The organism is Cellulomonas sp. JZ18, assembly GCF_009720485.1.
Classification (GTDB): Bacteria; Actinomycetota; Actinomycetes; order Actinomycetales; family Cellulomonadaceae; genus Cellulomonas.
Genome location: NZ_CP045245.1, coordinates 870,015 through 884,189, shown reverse-complemented (window position 1 = coordinate 884,189; position 14,175 = coordinate 870,015). Strand labels below are relative to the sequence as shown.

The window sequence follows — 14,175 nt, the reverse complement described above, 5'->3', positions numbered from 1 at the left end:
CGGGTCCGGCCGGCCACACGTGCCCCGGCTGGGGACGCGGCCGGGACGCACCCGTGGCTGGGGGCGCCTCGGCGGCGCGGCCCCGCCCGGCGACCCCGTGACCGTGCACCACCGACGGGCAGGATCGGTGCACTTCCACGGGGTCGCCGGGGCGGCGTCGTGGTCGTGCCGGCCCGTCAGGGGGTCGGGAGGTGGAGGAGGCCGTCGGCGACCAGGCCGCGGACGGCGGGCAGGAGGTCCGCGGCGAGGTCCGCGGCGGGCACGTCCAGCAGGGCCGCGAGCGCGCCGACGATCTGTCCCGTCGTCAGCTCGCCGTCGCAGGCGCCCACGAAGGCCGCGAGCGCCGTGCCCGCGTGCACGGTCACGCCGAACCCGCCGCCCTGGCGCAGCAGGACGACGTTCGGGTCGACGGCACCCGGCTCGAGGTAGCGCTCCTCGGTGACGTCGCCGGCGACGCGCAGCCGCACGTCCGCGAGGGCGGCGTCGTCGAGACGGGCCAGGTCGTCGTGCGCCTCCAGACCGGCGGCGAGCACGGGCCCGAGCGGCTGGCGCACCGGCCCCGTGCGGTCCTCGAGCCGGCGCAGCGTCGGCGCCCCCGAGACCGGCCGGCGCAGCGTCACGATCCCGAACGCGACCGTCTCGACGTCCCGCGACGCCAGGTCGTCCAGCCACGCGCCGTACAGGTCGCGCCACGCGGCGCCGTCGGCCGGCGTGGTCCCCCCGTCGCGGATCCACGTCTCCGCGTACTCGGCGGGGTCCTGCTCGTCGCGGCGGACGACCCACGCGTCGAGGCCGGCGGCGTCGACCCACGCCCCGATCCGCTCGTCCCACCGCTCGCCGCGGCGCACCTCCCAGTTCGCGAGCAGCTGGGCGACGCCGCCGGGGGCGAGCACCTGCCCGACACCCGTGACGAGGTCGCGCACGAGGTCGTCACCGGCGCGGCCGCCGTCGCGGTAGTCGTAGGCGGGCACGTCGGGACGACGCGGCGTGATGACGAACGGCGGGTTGCTGACGACGAGGTCGAAGGCCTCGCCGGCGACGGGCTCGAGCATCGACCCCTGCCGCAGCTCGACGCGGTCCGGTCCGAGCCCGGCGAGGGCCGTCGTGAACCGGGCGAACGCCAGCGCCCGTGCCGACAGGTCGGTGGCGACGACCTGCTGCGCGTGGCGCCCCGCGTGCAGCGCCTGCACCCCGCAGCCGGTGCCGAGGTCCAGCACGCGCCCGCGCGGCGTCCGCACGGTCGCCTGCGCGAGCGTCACCGAGGCGCCGCCGACACCCAGCACGTGGTCCGTGCGCAGCGCGCGGCCGGTCGCGAGCTCACCGAGGTCGGACACGACCCACCAGGCGGCCTCGCCCGCACCGTCCACGGCCGCGTAGGGACGCAGGTCCACGACGGCGCGGACGGCGTCGTCGACGCCCGCACCCGCCGTCGTGACGAGGCCCAGGCGCCGCGCCCCGTCCACGCCGACGCGCGGCAGCGCGTGCGCCACCGCACGCGCCGGTACCGGCGCACCCAGCACGAACGCCCGCACGAGGGTGGCCACCGGGTCCTCGGCCGCCGCCGTCGCCCGCAGCGCCGGCACCGCCTCGCCACGGTGCAGGGCGCCGGACGCGACGGGGCCGAGCAGGGTCTCGACGCCGTCGACCGTGTACCCGGCGGCGGCGAGGTCCTCCCGCAGGGCCGCCACGAGGGCGTCGTCGACGACGGGGGCGTCCGGGGTGGGGTGCGCGTTCACGCCCGCCATCGTCGCAGGGCCGCCGGGCCCCGGGCGCCCGGGTGCGGTCGCGGGTGCCGGTCGCGCCGCCCGGGCCACCGTCGCCGACGGCTGCTCAGCCCCGGGAGCGGCCCGGCAGGGCGAGGTCGACCACGAGCGGCCGGTGGTCGCTCGCGACGCCCACGGCCGCCTCGTCGGGCACGCGGGCCGCCTGCACCGCGAGCCGCCGGTCGGCGAGCACGGCGTCGATGCGCAGCCGCGGCGCGTCCGCCGGGTAGGTGGGGCGCTCGTCGCCGCCGGCGACGGCTGCGTCCTGCAGCCCGTCCCCGACGCCGTGCAGCGCCAGCCACGACGGTCCGCCGGGACGCTCGTTGAGGTCGCCGGCGACGAGCACGGGCGACCCCCCGGCCTGGGCCGCGACGAGCCGTCGGACGAGCAGGTCCACGTGGCGGGCGCGCTCGTCGGCCCGCAGGCCGAGGTGCACGACGGCCACCCGCACCCCGTCCACGCGTGCCGTCGACACGCCCCGGCGCGTCAGGCCGAACCGCCAGGGCAGCCGCAGCGCGCGGGCGTCGCGCACGGCGCGGTGGGGCGCGACGAGCAGCGCGGTCGTGCGCGCGCCCCCGCCGCCGACCGCGACCCGCAGCCCGGTGCGCGCGGCGAACGCGCGCAGCCGCCGCCGCCCGAGCGGCCCCCGGGGCGGCTCCTGCACCGCGAGCACGTCGGGCCCGACGGCCCGCACGACGGCGACCAGCGCGTCGACCTCCTGGCGCAGCCCGCGCAGGTTGTACGTCATCACCCGCAGGGTGCGGTCGTCGAGAGCGGGCACGGCTCCTCCGTCGGTCGGTCGTGCGTCTCCGCGGGGAGGCTAGCGGGTCCGGACGAGCCCGCTCCCGGTGCAGGCCGCGTCGGCGCGCGGAGGCACGGGCGTGCGGCCCGGGGGCGACCCGCAGGACAGCCACCGCGTACGTTGGACCCGCGACACCGCCGATCGCCGCGTCCGGTCCTGCACGCGGCGCAGCACCACGAGGAGACACCCGTGCGACGACCGCTCGCCCTGGCCACGACGGCCGCGACCGCCCTGCTGCTCACGACCGCCTGCACGGGGGGCGGCGAGGCCGAGCCCACGGCGTCGGGCTCGCCGTCCGAGTCCGCCTCCGCGACGGCCGAGGAGACCCCGGACGCGGCCGCCGGGGGCGCGAGCGAGGAGTGCATCCTCGGCACGTGGCAGGTCGACACCGCCGCCCTCCAGGAGTCGATGGCCCAGCTGTTCGCCCTCGGTGGCGAGGAGCTGAGCGGCATGAGCATGACCGTCACGGGTGAGGGCACGTACGAGTTCGCCGAGGGCGGCGCGTTCTCCACGACGTCCGACATGACGTCCGGCGTCTCGATGTCGGTCGAGGGCATGGAGATCGTCACCGAGGGCACCTCGACCGGGACGATGACCGGTACGTGGGCGCTCGAGGGCGACCAGCTGACGCTGTCGGACCTGGACACCAGCGGCCTGACCGTCACGACGACCGGCACGATGAACGGCGATCCGATCGACATCCCCGAGGGCTCCGCCGAGGGCGCGATGCAGGCGGCCCCGCCGACGGCCTCGACGGTCGCGTGCACCGAGGACACGCTCACGCTCACGACGACCAGCGCCCTCGACGAGAGCAGCGAGCCGCTGAGCATCTCCTACACGCTGCGGCGGTGACGCCGCGGGCCGGTCCGACCACGACCGGCCCGAGCACGACCAGCCGGTGCACGACAGACCCGTGCACGAGCGAGCGCCCGGCCCCCGAGGGGGACCGGGCGCTCGCTCGTCCGGGCGCTGCTCGTCGGGCGGGTCAGCCGACGCGCTGCTCGTCCGCCCGGCGCCCGTCGGCGGCGCGCCCGCCGTCGTGGGGACCGTCGCCCCGCGGTCCCTCCACCAGGGCCGCCTCCTGCTCCAGGCGCCCCTCGCGGTCGACCCGTGCCGCACGCAGCCGGGACGCGACGACCGCACCGAACGCGATGAGCGTCGCCGCGACCGCGATGGCGAGGCGCACCGTGTGGTTCGCGTCGTCCCCGACGGACACGAGCACGACCGCCGGGGCGATGAGCACCGACACGAGGTTCATCACCTTGATCAGGGGGTTGATCGCGGGGCCGGCGGTGTCCTTGAACGGGTCGCCGACCGTGTCGCCGATGACCGCGGCGGCGTGCGCGGCCGAGCCCTTGCCGCCGAAGTTGCCGTCCTCGACGATCTTCTTCGCGTTGTCCCACGCGCCGCCGGAGTTGGCGAGGAAGACGGCCATGAGCACGCCCGATCCGATGGCACCGGCGAGGAAGCCGGCGAGCGGCCCGACACCCAGGCCGAAGCCGACGGCGATGGGGGCGAACGCGGCCAGCAGACCCGGCGTCGCGAGCTCGCGCAGCGAGTCGCGCGTGCAGATGTCGACGACCTTGCCGTACTCCGGCCGCACCTCGCCGGTCATGATCCCGGGGTTGTCGCGGAACTGGCGCCGCACCTCGAAGACGATGGCCCCGGCGGCACGGGTCACGGCGTCGACGGCCAGGCCGGAGAACAGGAAGACGGTCGCCCCGCCGAGGATGACCCCGACGAGCGTGACCGGGCTGATGATGTCGTACGACAGCATCGCGGCCACGAGGTCGTCCCCGACCTCACCGGTGACGTCGCGCAGCGCGTGCGCGACGGCGTCCGCGTAGGAGCCGAACAGCGCCGTGGCGGCCAGCACGGCGGTCGCGATCGCGATGCCCTTGGTGACGGCCTTCGTCGTGTTCCCGACCGCGTCGAGGTCCGTGAGGATCTGCGCGCCCTCGGGCGTCACGTCCCCCGACATCTCCGCGATGCCCTGCGCGTTGTCGCTGACAGGGCCGAACGTGTCCATCGCGACGATGACGCCGACGGTCGTCAGCAGGCCGCAGCCCGCGAGCGCGATGAGGAACAGCGCGAGCGGCACGGACCCGCCGGCGAGCAGGAACACCCCGCAGATCGCCGCGGCGATGATGCCCGCGGTGTACACCGCGGACTCGAACCCGACGCCGATGCCCGACAGCACCACGGTCGCGGGTCCGGTGAGGGTCGTCCGCGCGACGTGCAGCGTCGGCTTGCTCGTCGTGCCCGTGAAGTAGCCGGTCACCCACAGGATCACGCCGGCGAGGACGACGCCGATGAGCACGGCCGCGGACGCGACCAGCCGGGGGTCGCCCGCGTGCCCCTCGAGCCCGGCGGTGCCGCCGGTGAGCGCCGCGAACGACGACGGCAGGTAGGCGAACGCGGCGACCGCGGCGAGCACGACTCCCACGAGCGCCGACACGTAGAAGCCGCGGTTGATGGCGGTCAGGCCGCTCTCCGATCCGCGCACGCGCGTGATCGCGACGCCGAGGGCGGCGACGAGCGCACCCACCGCCGTGACGACGAGCGGGAAGACCATGCCCTCCTCGCCGAAGGCGGCGCGGCCGAGGATGAGCGCGGCGACCAGGGTCACCGCGTAGGACTCGAACAGGTCCGCCGCCATGCCGGCGCAGTCGCCCACGTTGTCGCCGACGTTGTCGGCGATGGTCGCCGCGTTGCGCGGGTCGTCCTCCGGGATGTTCTGCTCGACCTTGCCGACCAGGTCCGCGCCGACGTCCGCGGCCTTGGTGAAGATGCCGCCGCCGACGCGCATGAACATGGCGAGCAGCGCGGCGCCGAACCCGAAGCCCTCGAGCACGGCGGGCGCGTCGCCCCCGTAGACGAGGACGACGACGGCGGCGCCGAGCAGGCCGAGACCGACGACCGCCATGCCGACCACGCCGCCGGTGCGGAACGCGATGCGGGCCCCTCGGCCCGGCCGCCCGGCAGCGACGCGGCCGCCGCGACGCGCAGGTTCGCGCGCGTGGCCAGCCACATGCCGAGGAACCCGATGGCGGCGGAGAACGCGGCGCCGACGACGAAGAAGAACGACCGCCCCACCCGTACGCCGGTGTCACCAGGCAGCAGGAACAGCAGCGCGCAGACGATCGCGGCGAACAGCGCGAGCGTGCGGAACTGCCGGCGCAGGTAGGCCGACGCCCCCTCCTGCACCGCCTGGGCGATCCGCTGCATGGACACGGTGCCCTCGCCGGCGGCCAGGACCTGGCGCCGCAGCACCGCCGCGACGACCAGGGCGGCCACCGCGACGACGGCGATGGCGGAGACGATCGTGATGCTCGTGGCACCGAGCTGCATGCGTCCTCCTCGACACCTGCGGCGCGACCCCCTGTGCGCGCCGGGTCCGCACGGCCCCGTTGCCGCCGGACCCGGCGAGTCTAGCCAGACGGTGTGACCTGGGTCGCACCGGTGCGTGACGGGCGCACCGCGCTCGTCACGGGCGCGGCCGCGCCGCGCGGGCGCAGGTCAGCCGGCGAGGGCCTCGTCGAGGGTCGGGTGGATCGTGAACACCTGGTGCAGGCCGGTGATGGTGAACACCTTGAGCAGCGGCTCGGCCGCCAGCACGAGCGCCATGCGGCCGCCCGCGGTGCGCACGCGCTTGAGCGTGCCGACCAGCAGGCCGAGGCCCGTCGAGTCCATGAACGTCACGCCGGTGAGGTCGACGACGAGGTCGGTGCCGCCCTCGGCGACCGTGCGCGCGAGCCGTTCGCGCAGCAGGTCCGCGCTGGCGACGTCGATCTCGCCGGCGACGTGCACGACCGTGCGCGCGCCGACGACCTCCTGCTCCACCTGCACGTCCACGTCACGCCTCCCCACCCGGTGCGAACCCGTTGCATTCAAGCACCGTGGGACGGCGCCGCCACAGGTGGGCACGCACCGGGTGCCCGGTCACCCGTTCGGACCTCCACCCCAACCTCCCGCCCCGCCCGCCCGTCTGAGAGGGTGAGCGCGGCCGTCGGGCGTGCCGGACCCGCGGAGGTGGCCGTGACGAGCTGGGAGGACGCGCTCGACGAGCTCGTCCGCACGCGCGGTCGCGCGCTGGTCGGGTACGCGTACCTGCTGACCGGGGACCTGCGCGAGGCGGAGGACCTCGTGCAGGACGCCCTGGTGCGCACGTTCACCCGTGGCCGTGGCACGCGGGAGGTCGTGTCCGCCGAGGCGTACGTGCGCCGTGCGGTGCTCACCACCTACGTCGACGGGTTCCGGCGCCGCCGCCACTGGGCGGCCATCCGGCACCTGAGCGCCGTGCCCGAGACGAGCCCCCGGACGGGCCGGAGGCGGGCCCGGAGCACGTCGTCACGACGCGGCTGACCGTGCAGCAGGCCCTCGCCACGCTGCCGCCGCGCGTGCGGGCGTGCATGGTGCTGCGGCACTTCGACGACCTCACCGTCGCGCAGGTCGCCGAGACGCTCTCCCTGTCCGTCGGCGCGGTGAAGCGGTACCTGTCCGACGGCACGCGCGCCCTCGAGGCCCGCCTCGGTCCCGTCGTCGGCCGCGGCGGTGCCGACGCCTCCGCCGACCACCCCGACGACACCCTCGTCACCACGCTCGCCACCCCTCGGAGGTCACGATGAGCACACGGCTGGACCTGGCCCTGACCGACATCGCCGACGCGGCCGGCCGGGCCTCGACGCTCGCGCGGCCGAGCGACCCGACCGCGGCCGTCACGGTGCACCGGATCGCCGCGCGCGTGCGGCGGCGGCGGGCGGTGCGCGCGGGAGCGGGCGGCGCGGTGGCCGCGAGCGCGGCGGGGGCGGTGGCGCTGGTGGCGCCGGGGCTCGCGTCGTCGCCGGTCGTCGCGGCGCGGCCCGACGCGGTGCCGGGCACGTGCGGCTCGTCCGTCGCGGACCTGCCGGCGCCGGACGCGCGGCTCGAGTCCCTCGCGGTGGCCCCGCAGGAGGCCCTGGAGTCGGACCTGCGCCCCACCGACCGCCTCGGGTCGTGGGGCGGGTCGACCGCGACGCTCGCGGCGTGGCGTGCGCTGCCGCAGGAGGTCCCGGGCGCGGAGCTGGTCGTGTCCGGCACCGACACGGCACCCCTGACGCCGGTGGTCGCGGACGACGGCGTCGTCGTCGCCGTCTCGACGCCGGACGAGCTCCAGGTGACGGTGTCGCCGTGGTACGAGCCGGACAGCGGCGACGACCGCACCGGGCCGCGCCCGGAGGACGTCGGGGAGGACGAGACGCTCGTGCTCCACCGTCTCGGCGTCGACCTGCGGCCCTGCGACGACCCCGACGGCCGCCTGCCCGCCGGGGAGTACGACGTCGTCCTGCTGGACCGGGCGTCGCCCACCGCCGAGGCCGACGCCGCCCGCTGGGTCGGCACCCTCGAGGTGGCTCCGCCGCGCGCGCCGCTCGCCGGGCTCCCCGAGGACTTCCCCGCGTCCGTGCCGCTCGTCGAGGGTCGGCTGCTCTCGGTGCGCCACCCCGCGCCGGACCACTGGGTGCTGCACGTCGACGCCCCCGAGGACGACCTCGTCCGGGAGGCCGAGGACCTGCTGTACGAGGCGGCCGGGCCCGGCTACCACGTGCCCGACGACAGGGGTACGTGGTTCTGGGACGAGCGGGCCGGCTGGCGGGTGCAGGTGCTCGAGGCGCAGCGGTCGACGGGCGAGCCGTCGCTCGTGTACGTGGTGCGCACGGGCGACTGGGAGCCCGAGCCGTTCACCGTGGAGCTCGAGGACGGGTCGTACGAGCGGCAGGTCCTGCGCGACGAGCGCTGACGGCCGAGCCGCGAGGGGCGGGTGCGGGGGCGCACCCGCCCCTCGGGTCGTCGGCGCGGGTCGGTGGCGCCCGTCGGTGCCCGAGGCCGTCGTCAGCCGGGGGCCGCGCCCGCGAGGGCCGCGGAGGACCCGCGGGCGGCGGCGAGCGCGTCCCGGTACTCCTGCGTCGTCCCGTCGGGCCGCACCTGCTGCAGCACGTGGTCGCGCACCCCGAGGTCCGCGAGGACGGCGGTGAGCTCGGCGACGTCGTCGGCCGTGAGGACGGTCGGGTCGACGGTCGTGCGCACCTGCACGTCGACCCCGCTGTCCAGCACCGCCCGCAGGGACGCGAACGCCAGGTCGGCGCTCGTGGTGCCCCCGCCCGTGCGCGTGACCGCCCGGTACAGGCGGGCCGGCGCCTTGACGTCGAAGCCCACCCAGTCGACGTACGGCAGCAGCAGCGGCAGGCGCGCGGGGTACGCGCCCGACGTGTGCAGCCCGACGCCGAACCCCGCCTCGCGCACCTCGCGGGCCGCCGCCACGACCCCGACCTGACGCGTCGGCTCCCCGCCGGACAGCACGACCCCGTCGAGCAGGCCCCGGCGGCGCGTCAGCAGGTCGCGCACGTCCTGCCACGGGACCGTGCCCGGCGTGCGCGGGTCGAGGATCGTGCTGTTGTGGCAGTACGTGCACCGCCACGGGCAGCCCTGCAGGAAGACCGTCGCGACGAGCCGGCCCGGCCAGTCGACCGTCGACAGGCGCGTGAGGCCGGCGATCGCGAGCGTGTCGGCCTGCGGCCCGGGGGCGCCCGCGACGGGCGGACGGCTCGGCAGCGGGTGGACCGTGGTCACCGTGCCCCCGCGGGGGCCGGCTCGCGGAACGGCACGCGCTCGGCGTGCTCGCCCTGCTTGCCCACGTTGAACGAGCTCACGGGGCGGTGGTAGCCCATGACGCGCGTCCACACCTCGCAGACCGTGACGACGTCGTCCTCGGCGCACGTCGGGCACTGCGGGTGCTCCCCCGCGAGGTACCCGTGGCGGGGGCAGATCGAGAACGTCGGGGTCACGGTCAGGTAGGGCAGGCGGAACGTGGTGAGCGCGCGGCGGACCAGCTCCTTGCACGCCTGCGGGCTCGACAGCCGCTCCGCCATGTACAGGTGCAGCACCGTGCCGCCCGTGTACCGCGTCTGCAGCTCGTCCTGGCGCTCGAGCGCCTCGAACGGGTCGTCGGTGAAGCCCACCGGCAGCTGCGAGGAGTTCGTGTAGTACGGGTGGTCGTCCGTGCCGGCCTGCAGGATCCCGGGGAACCGCGCGCGGTCCTCCTTGGCGAACCGGTACGTCGTGCCCTCGGCCGGTGTCGCCTCCAGGTTGTACAGGTGGCCGGTCTCCTCCTGGAACTCGACCATCCGCGCGCGCACGCGGTCGAGCAGGCGCAGCGCCATCGCGTGCCCGCGGGGGTCGGTGATGTCGTACGCGTCCCGCGTGAAGTTGCGGACCATCTCGTTGACGCCGTTGACGCCGATCGTCGAGAAGTGGCTGTCGAGCGTGCCCAGGTAGCGGCGGGTGTACGGGAAGAGCCCCTCGTCGATGAGGCGCTGGATCGTCGAGCGCTTGAGCTCCAGCGACGTGCGCGCGAGGTCGAGCAGCCGGTCGAGCTCGGCGTGGAGGCCGTCCTCGTCGCCCGCGAACCGGAAGCCGAGGCGCGCGCAGTTGACGGTGACGACGCCGACGGAGCCGGTCTGCTCGCCCGACCCGAACAGCCCGTTGCCGCGCTTGAGCAGCTCGCGCAGGTCCAGCTGCAGGCGGCAGCACATCGAGCGGACGTCGCCCGGCTTCATCTCGGAGTTGACGAAGTTCTGGAAGTACGGGAGCCCGTACTTGGCGGTCATGGTGAACAGCAGGTCCGCGTTGGGTGAGTCCCAGTCGAAGTCCGGCGTGACGTTGTACGTGGGGATGGGGAACGTGAAGACACGGCCCGACGCGTCGCCCTCCGTCATCACCTCCATGTACGCGCGGTTGAGCACGTCCATCTCGGGCTGCAGGTCGCCGTACGTGAAGTCGCACGGCTCCCCCGCCACGACCGGCACCTGGTCCTTCAGGTCGTCCGGGCAGACCCAGTCGAACGTGAGGTTCGTGAACGGCGTCTGCGTGCCCCACCGCGACGGCACGTTGAGGTTGTGGACCAGCTCCTGCACACCCTGGCGGACCTCGCGGTACGTGAGGCCGTCGAGCCGCACGTACGGCGCGAGGTAGGTGTCGAAGCCGCTGAACGCCTGCGCGCCCGCCCACTCGTTCTGCATCGTGCCGAGGAAGTTGACCATCTGCCCGATCGCGGCGCTGAAGTGCCTCGGCGGACGCGCGTCGACCTTGCCGGGCACGCCGTTGAGCCCCTCCTCCAGCAGCCGGCGCAGCGACCAGCCGGCGCAGTAGCCGGACAGCATGTCGAGGTCGTGGACGTGCAGGTCACCCTCGCGGTGCGCGTGGCCGACCTCTCGCGGGTAGACGTGGCTGAGCCAGTAGTTCGCGATCACCTTGCCCGCGGTGTTGAGGATGAGACCGCCCAGCGAGTAGCCCTGGTTCGCGTTCGCGTTGACGCGCCAGTCGCTGCGGTCGAGGTACTCGTCGACGGACGAGCCCACCTCCACGACGGGGTGGGCGTGGGCGTGGGCGGGCTGGTCGGGGCGGGGCATGGCAGCTCCTCGGGACGTCGGGGACGGGAGCACCAGTCGAGCGTCACCACCACAACATGTGGTGGCGCGACGCGCGGGCGGTGCCCACATGTGCCAGGTTCCCGGGTCGTCCGCCCCTCTCCTCCGGGACGTTCGTCCCCCACGCGCGGGGCAGGCGCCGCGATCCGGCCCCCGGGAGGGGCCCGGCGCGTAGGCTCTGCGGCAGCCGACGGCGGAGTCGGTCCGGACCGAGGGAGTCGCCGTGCCACCACGCCTGTCCCCCCGCACGCTGGTCGTCGCCGGCGTGGTCCTCCTGGTCGCGTCGCTCGTCGTCGAGGTCGCCCTGTCCCTCCTGATGCAGGAGATGCTCGGCAACGCGCAGTCGCCCGCCGAGGCGTGGTCGCACTACGCGGTCTCGGCCGCGCTCACCTGGGTGCCGCAGATCGCGCGGCTCGTCGGCGCGGGGCTCGTGGTCGGGGCGTTCGTCGTGCGCGCGCTGGCACCGGCCGAGGACGACGAGGAGCGCGCGCTCGCACCCGCCCCCACCGGCGGGGGGACGCGGCCGCGGGTGACGCCGGGCGGGGCTGACGCCGAGGACGCGGGGCCGACGCCGAGGCGGACGACGTGAGGCCGGCGCTGCCGCGGGCGACGCGTGGCGCTCAGACCGCCGGTGACGGCACTCGCACGAGCCGGACGTGGTCGCCCGGCCGCACCTGGGCGGCACGGGCGCGTCCCTCGCGGGTCAGCACGGCGACGACCGGGTAACCGCCCGTCACCGGGTGGTCCGGGCCGAACAGCACGGGACGTCCGTCGTGGGGCACCTGCACCGCACCGGCGACCACCCCCTCGGAGGCGAGCTCGGTCGCGTCGCCGCGCGTGAGCGGCGGACCGTCGAGGCGCACCGCGACCCGGTTGCTCGCGGGCGTGACCGTCCACACGGTCCGCCACAGCGCGGACCGCCCGGGCTCGTCGAGCCGACCGAGCCGGGGGCCGTCGACCGCCGGCAGCTCGACGACGGAGGGTGCGCCCGCCGGCCCGGCTGCGTCCGCGGCGACGCCGCCGTGCGCGTCGTCGGGTTCGTCGACGGGCTCGGGAAGCCCGTCGAAGGCGGTGCCGTACGCGAGCACGTCCCCGGGGCGCAGCGGAGCGGACCCCAGACCCGAGAGCTGGTCGTGCGCGCACGAGCCGAGCACCGGCGGCACGTCCACGCCGCCGCGCACCGCGACCCACGTGCGCAGCCCCTGCGCCGGTCCGTCGAGCACGAGCGTGGCGCCGGCGGGCACCCGGACCGCCGTCCTGTGCCTGACCGGGGCGCCGTCGAGCCGCGCCGGCGCGCGGGCGCCGGTGAGCGCGACCGCGGTCGTGGCGCCGAAGGCCAGCACGAGCCCGCCGAGCACCACCTCGAGCAGCGGGGCGTCCGGCGCGTTGCCCACGAGCCGGTTCGCGAGGCGGGCGGCGTCCGGGTCGGCGGCCCCGCTGCGAGGGACGCCGACGTCCGCCAGGCCGGCACGGCCGGCGTCCTGCACGAGCGTGAGCGGCCCCGGGCTGAGCACGGTCAGGGCGCGGTGCGGCGCCTCGTCCCGTGCGGGCGAGGCGACGGGGGCCGGCTGGTGGCCCGCACCGACGGCCGCGGGCGCCGGTGCCGCGGGCGGGGCCGGGTCGGCGGCCGCTGCCGGGAGCGGGTCGGGGGCCCCGGCACGGGCGGCGAGGACGGGCGACGGGGCGGCGCGCACGAAGCGGACCGCGTCGCCGGGCGTGAGCAGGGCGGCACCGTCGCGTCCGCGGTCGGGGTCGAACATGCGCACGGTCGTCGTGCCGAGCAGCCGCCAGCCACCGGGCGTGGCCGCGGGGTAGACCGCCGTGTACTCGCCCGCCACCGCCACCGCGCCCGCCGGCACGCGCGTGCGCGGGGACGCGTGGCGCGGCACGTGCAGGACGGGGTCCAGCCCGACGACGTACGCGAAGCCCGGCATGAAGCCGCCGAACGCCACCCGGTACCCGTCGGGCCCGCCCGCGAGGTGGCGGGCGACCACCTCCTCGACCGACCGCCGCGTGAGTGCGGCCACCTCCGCCAGGTCCTCGCCGTCGTACACGACGGGCACCTCGACGGTGCGGACGGGCGCGGGGAGGCCACCCTCACCGGCGTCCCCGACCGCCGCGAGGACCCTCTCGCGCACCTGCGCCGCCCAGCGCGACCGGGTGCGCGCGGTACCGCGCACCAGGACCGTCCGGGCGGCCGGCACGACGTCCACCACGTCGGGCGGACGTGCCACTCGCAGCGCGGCGTCGACGGCCCGGACGGCACCGGGCTCGTCGAGCTCGACGAGCACGGCGTCGTCGCCGTAGGGCAGCAGGCGGGCGCCGCCCGCCGTCGCGCTGCCCGCCGTGGCGCTGCCGGTCACGCCGCCGCCGACGCCGGCACGAACGGGCGCACCTCGACACCGGCGGCCGCGAGCGCGGCACGCACGGCACGGGCGATCGGCACGGCGCCCGGGGTGTCCGAGTGCAGGCACAGCGAGTCCGCCGGCACGGGCACGGTGCGGCCGTCGACCGCGACGACCGTGCCCTCGGTCGCCATCCGCACGGCGCGTTCGGCCGCCTCCCCGGGGTCCGTGACGAGCGCACCCGGCAGACCGCGCGCCACGAGCGTGCCGTCCGCGGCGTACCCGCGGTCGACGAACGCCTCGGTCGCCGTGGGCAGACCGGCGTCGGCCGCGAGGCGCAGCACCTGCGACCCCGGCAGCCCGAGCAGCACGAGCGCGGGGTCGACGGCCGCGACCGCCTCGACGACCGCGCGCGCATGTTCCTCGTCGTGGACCACGGCGTTGTAGAGGGCGCCGTGCGGCTTCACGTGCGTCACGCGGGCACCGACGGACCGGGCCACCGCGACGAGCCCGCCGACCTGGTGCACGAGCTGCGCGCGCAGCACGTCCGGCGGGACGTCGAGGCGGCGGCGGCCGAAGCCCTCCCGGTCGTCGTAGGACGGGTGGGCGCCGACCGCCACGCCGCGGGCGACCGCCGCCGCGCACGTGCGCGCCATCGTCACGGCGTCGCCGCCGTGGTACCCGGTCGCCACGTTCGCGCTGGAGACGAGGTCGAGCAGGGCGTCGTCGCACGGCGGCTCGAGCCGCCACGGGCCGTCGCCCTCGCCGAGGTCCGCGTTGAGGTCGATCACGCTCACGCCACG

At 76.5% G+C, this 14,175-nt stretch carries 12 protein-coding genes and 1 pseudogene; 5 read left to right on the top strand and 8 right to left on the bottom strand.

All coding sequences use genetic code 11. The features are described 5' to 3' along the window. Positions 1 to 176 precede the first annotated feature (176 nt). Together GC089_RS04070 and GC089_RS04065 are read right to left on the bottom strand one after the other, a co-directional pair. Complete coding sequence (locus GC089_RS04070; RefSeq protein ID WP_155376584.1) at positions 177 to 1,745, bottom strand: methyltransferase; 1,569 nt, start codon at positions 1,743 to 1,745, stop codon at positions 177 to 179. 85 nt (positions 1,746 to 1,830) lie between these two features. Beyond that, positions 1,831 to 2,544 carry an endonuclease/exonuclease/phosphatase family protein gene (locus GC089_RS04065; protein ID WP_155376583.1) on the bottom strand — a complete coding sequence of 238 codons (714 nt, stop codon included), beginning with the start codon at positions 2,542 to 2,544 and terminating at the stop codon, positions 1,831 to 1,833. 210 nt (positions 2,545 to 2,754) lie between these two features. Here GC089_RS04065 and GC089_RS04060 point away from each other — a divergent pair, with 210 nt between their 5' ends. Further along, entirely contained in the window at positions 2,755 to 3,417 is a 663-nt protein-coding gene (locus GC089_RS04060; protein ID WP_155376582.1) for a hypothetical protein, read from the top strand. Between the two features lie 133 nt (positions 3,418 to 3,550). On the opposite strand, the pseudogene GC089_RS04055 reads toward GC089_RS04060, so the two are convergent. Together GC089_RS04055 and GC089_RS04050 are read right to left on the bottom strand one after the other, a co-directional pair. Further along, positions 3,551 to 5,916, bottom strand: a pseudogene (locus GC089_RS04055) (sodium-translocating pyrophosphatase). A gap of 168 nt (positions 5,917 to 6,084) precedes the next feature. Further along, positions 6,085 to 6,420: an STAS domain-containing protein gene (locus GC089_RS04050; protein ID WP_155376581.1), complete on the bottom strand. Its 336-nt coding sequence runs from the start codon at positions 6,418 to 6,420 to the stop codon at positions 6,085 to 6,087. 183 nt (positions 6,421 to 6,603) lie between these two features. Here GC089_RS04050 and GC089_RS18845 point away from each other — a divergent pair, with 183 nt between their 5' ends. Genes GC089_RS18845 through GC089_RS04040 form a run of 3 tightly spaced genes read left to right on the top strand, consistent with a single transcriptional unit; the run spans position 6,604 to position 8,341 of the window. Then, a complete protein-coding gene (locus GC089_RS18845; RefSeq protein ID WP_230685052.1) occupies positions 6,604 to 6,930 on the top strand; it encodes a sigma factor in 327 nt (108 codons plus the stop codon). A 2-nt stretch (positions 6,931 to 6,932) separates the two neighbouring features. After that, a complete protein-coding gene (locus GC089_RS18840; RefSeq protein WP_230685051.1) occupies positions 6,933 to 7,193 on the top strand; it encodes a sigma-70 family RNA polymerase sigma factor in 261 nt (86 codons plus the stop codon). Next, the gene (locus GC089_RS04040) at positions 7,190 to 8,341 is read left to right on the top strand and encodes a hypothetical protein (RefSeq protein WP_155376580.1); all 1,152 of its coding nucleotides are present in this window, start codon (positions 7,190 to 7,192) and stop codon (positions 8,339 to 8,341) included. Before GC089_RS18840 ends, GC089_RS04040 begins: the two co-directional genes overlap by 4 nt. A 92-nt stretch (positions 8,342 to 8,433) precedes the next feature. Here GC089_RS04040 and GC089_RS04035 read toward each other — a convergent pair whose 3' ends face one another. Both GC089_RS04035 and GC089_RS04030 read right to left on the bottom strand, forming a co-directional pair. After that, positions 8,434 to 9,171: an anaerobic ribonucleoside-triphosphate reductase activating protein gene (locus tag GC089_RS04035; RefSeq protein ID WP_155376579.1), complete on the bottom strand. Its 738-nt coding sequence runs from the start codon at positions 9,169 to 9,171 to the stop codon at positions 8,434 to 8,436. Beyond that, on the bottom strand, positions 9,168 to 11,009 hold the full coding sequence (locus GC089_RS04030; RefSeq protein WP_196250817.1) for a ribonucleoside triphosphate reductase: 1,842 nt from the start codon (positions 11,007 to 11,009) through the stop codon (positions 9,168 to 9,170). Before GC089_RS04030 ends, GC089_RS04035 begins: the two co-directional genes overlap by 4 nt. A gap of 241 nt (positions 11,010 to 11,250) precedes the next feature. Here GC089_RS04030 and GC089_RS04025 point away from each other — a divergent pair, with 241 nt between their 5' ends. Then, entirely contained in the window at positions 11,251 to 11,616 is a 366-nt protein-coding gene (locus GC089_RS04025) for a hypothetical protein (RefSeq protein ID WP_155376577.1), read from the top strand. A gap of 31 nt (positions 11,617 to 11,647) precedes the next feature. On the opposite strand, the gene GC089_RS04020 is transcribed toward GC089_RS04025, so the two are convergent. Beyond that, positions 11,648 to 13,390 carry a 5-oxoprolinase/urea amidolyase family protein gene (locus GC089_RS04020; protein ID WP_196250816.1) on the bottom strand — a complete coding sequence of 581 codons (1,743 nt, stop codon included), beginning with the start codon at positions 13,388 to 13,390 and terminating at the stop codon, positions 11,648 to 11,650. Continuing rightward, entirely contained in the window at positions 13,387 to 14,169 is a 783-nt protein-coding gene (locus GC089_RS04015; protein WP_155376575.1) for a LamB/YcsF family protein, read from the bottom strand. Before GC089_RS04015 ends, GC089_RS04020 begins: the two co-directional genes overlap by 4 nt. Positions 14,170 to 14,175 lie beyond the last annotated feature (6 nt).

What these genes read in the sequence shown, in the direction of transcription:
- GC089_RS04070 (WP_155376584.1), bottom strand. Translation starts at nt 1,745, where the DNA reads ATGGCGGGCGTGAACGCGCACCCCACCCCGGACGCCCCCGTCGTCGAC.
- GC089_RS04040 (WP_155376580.1), top strand. Translation starts at nt 7,190, where the DNA reads ATGAGCACACGGCTGGACCTGGCCCTGACCGACATCGCCGACGCGGCC.
- GC089_RS04030 (WP_196250817.1), bottom strand. Translation starts at nt 11,009, where the DNA reads ATGCCCCGCCCCGACCAGCCCGCCCACGCCCACGCCCACCCCGTCGTG.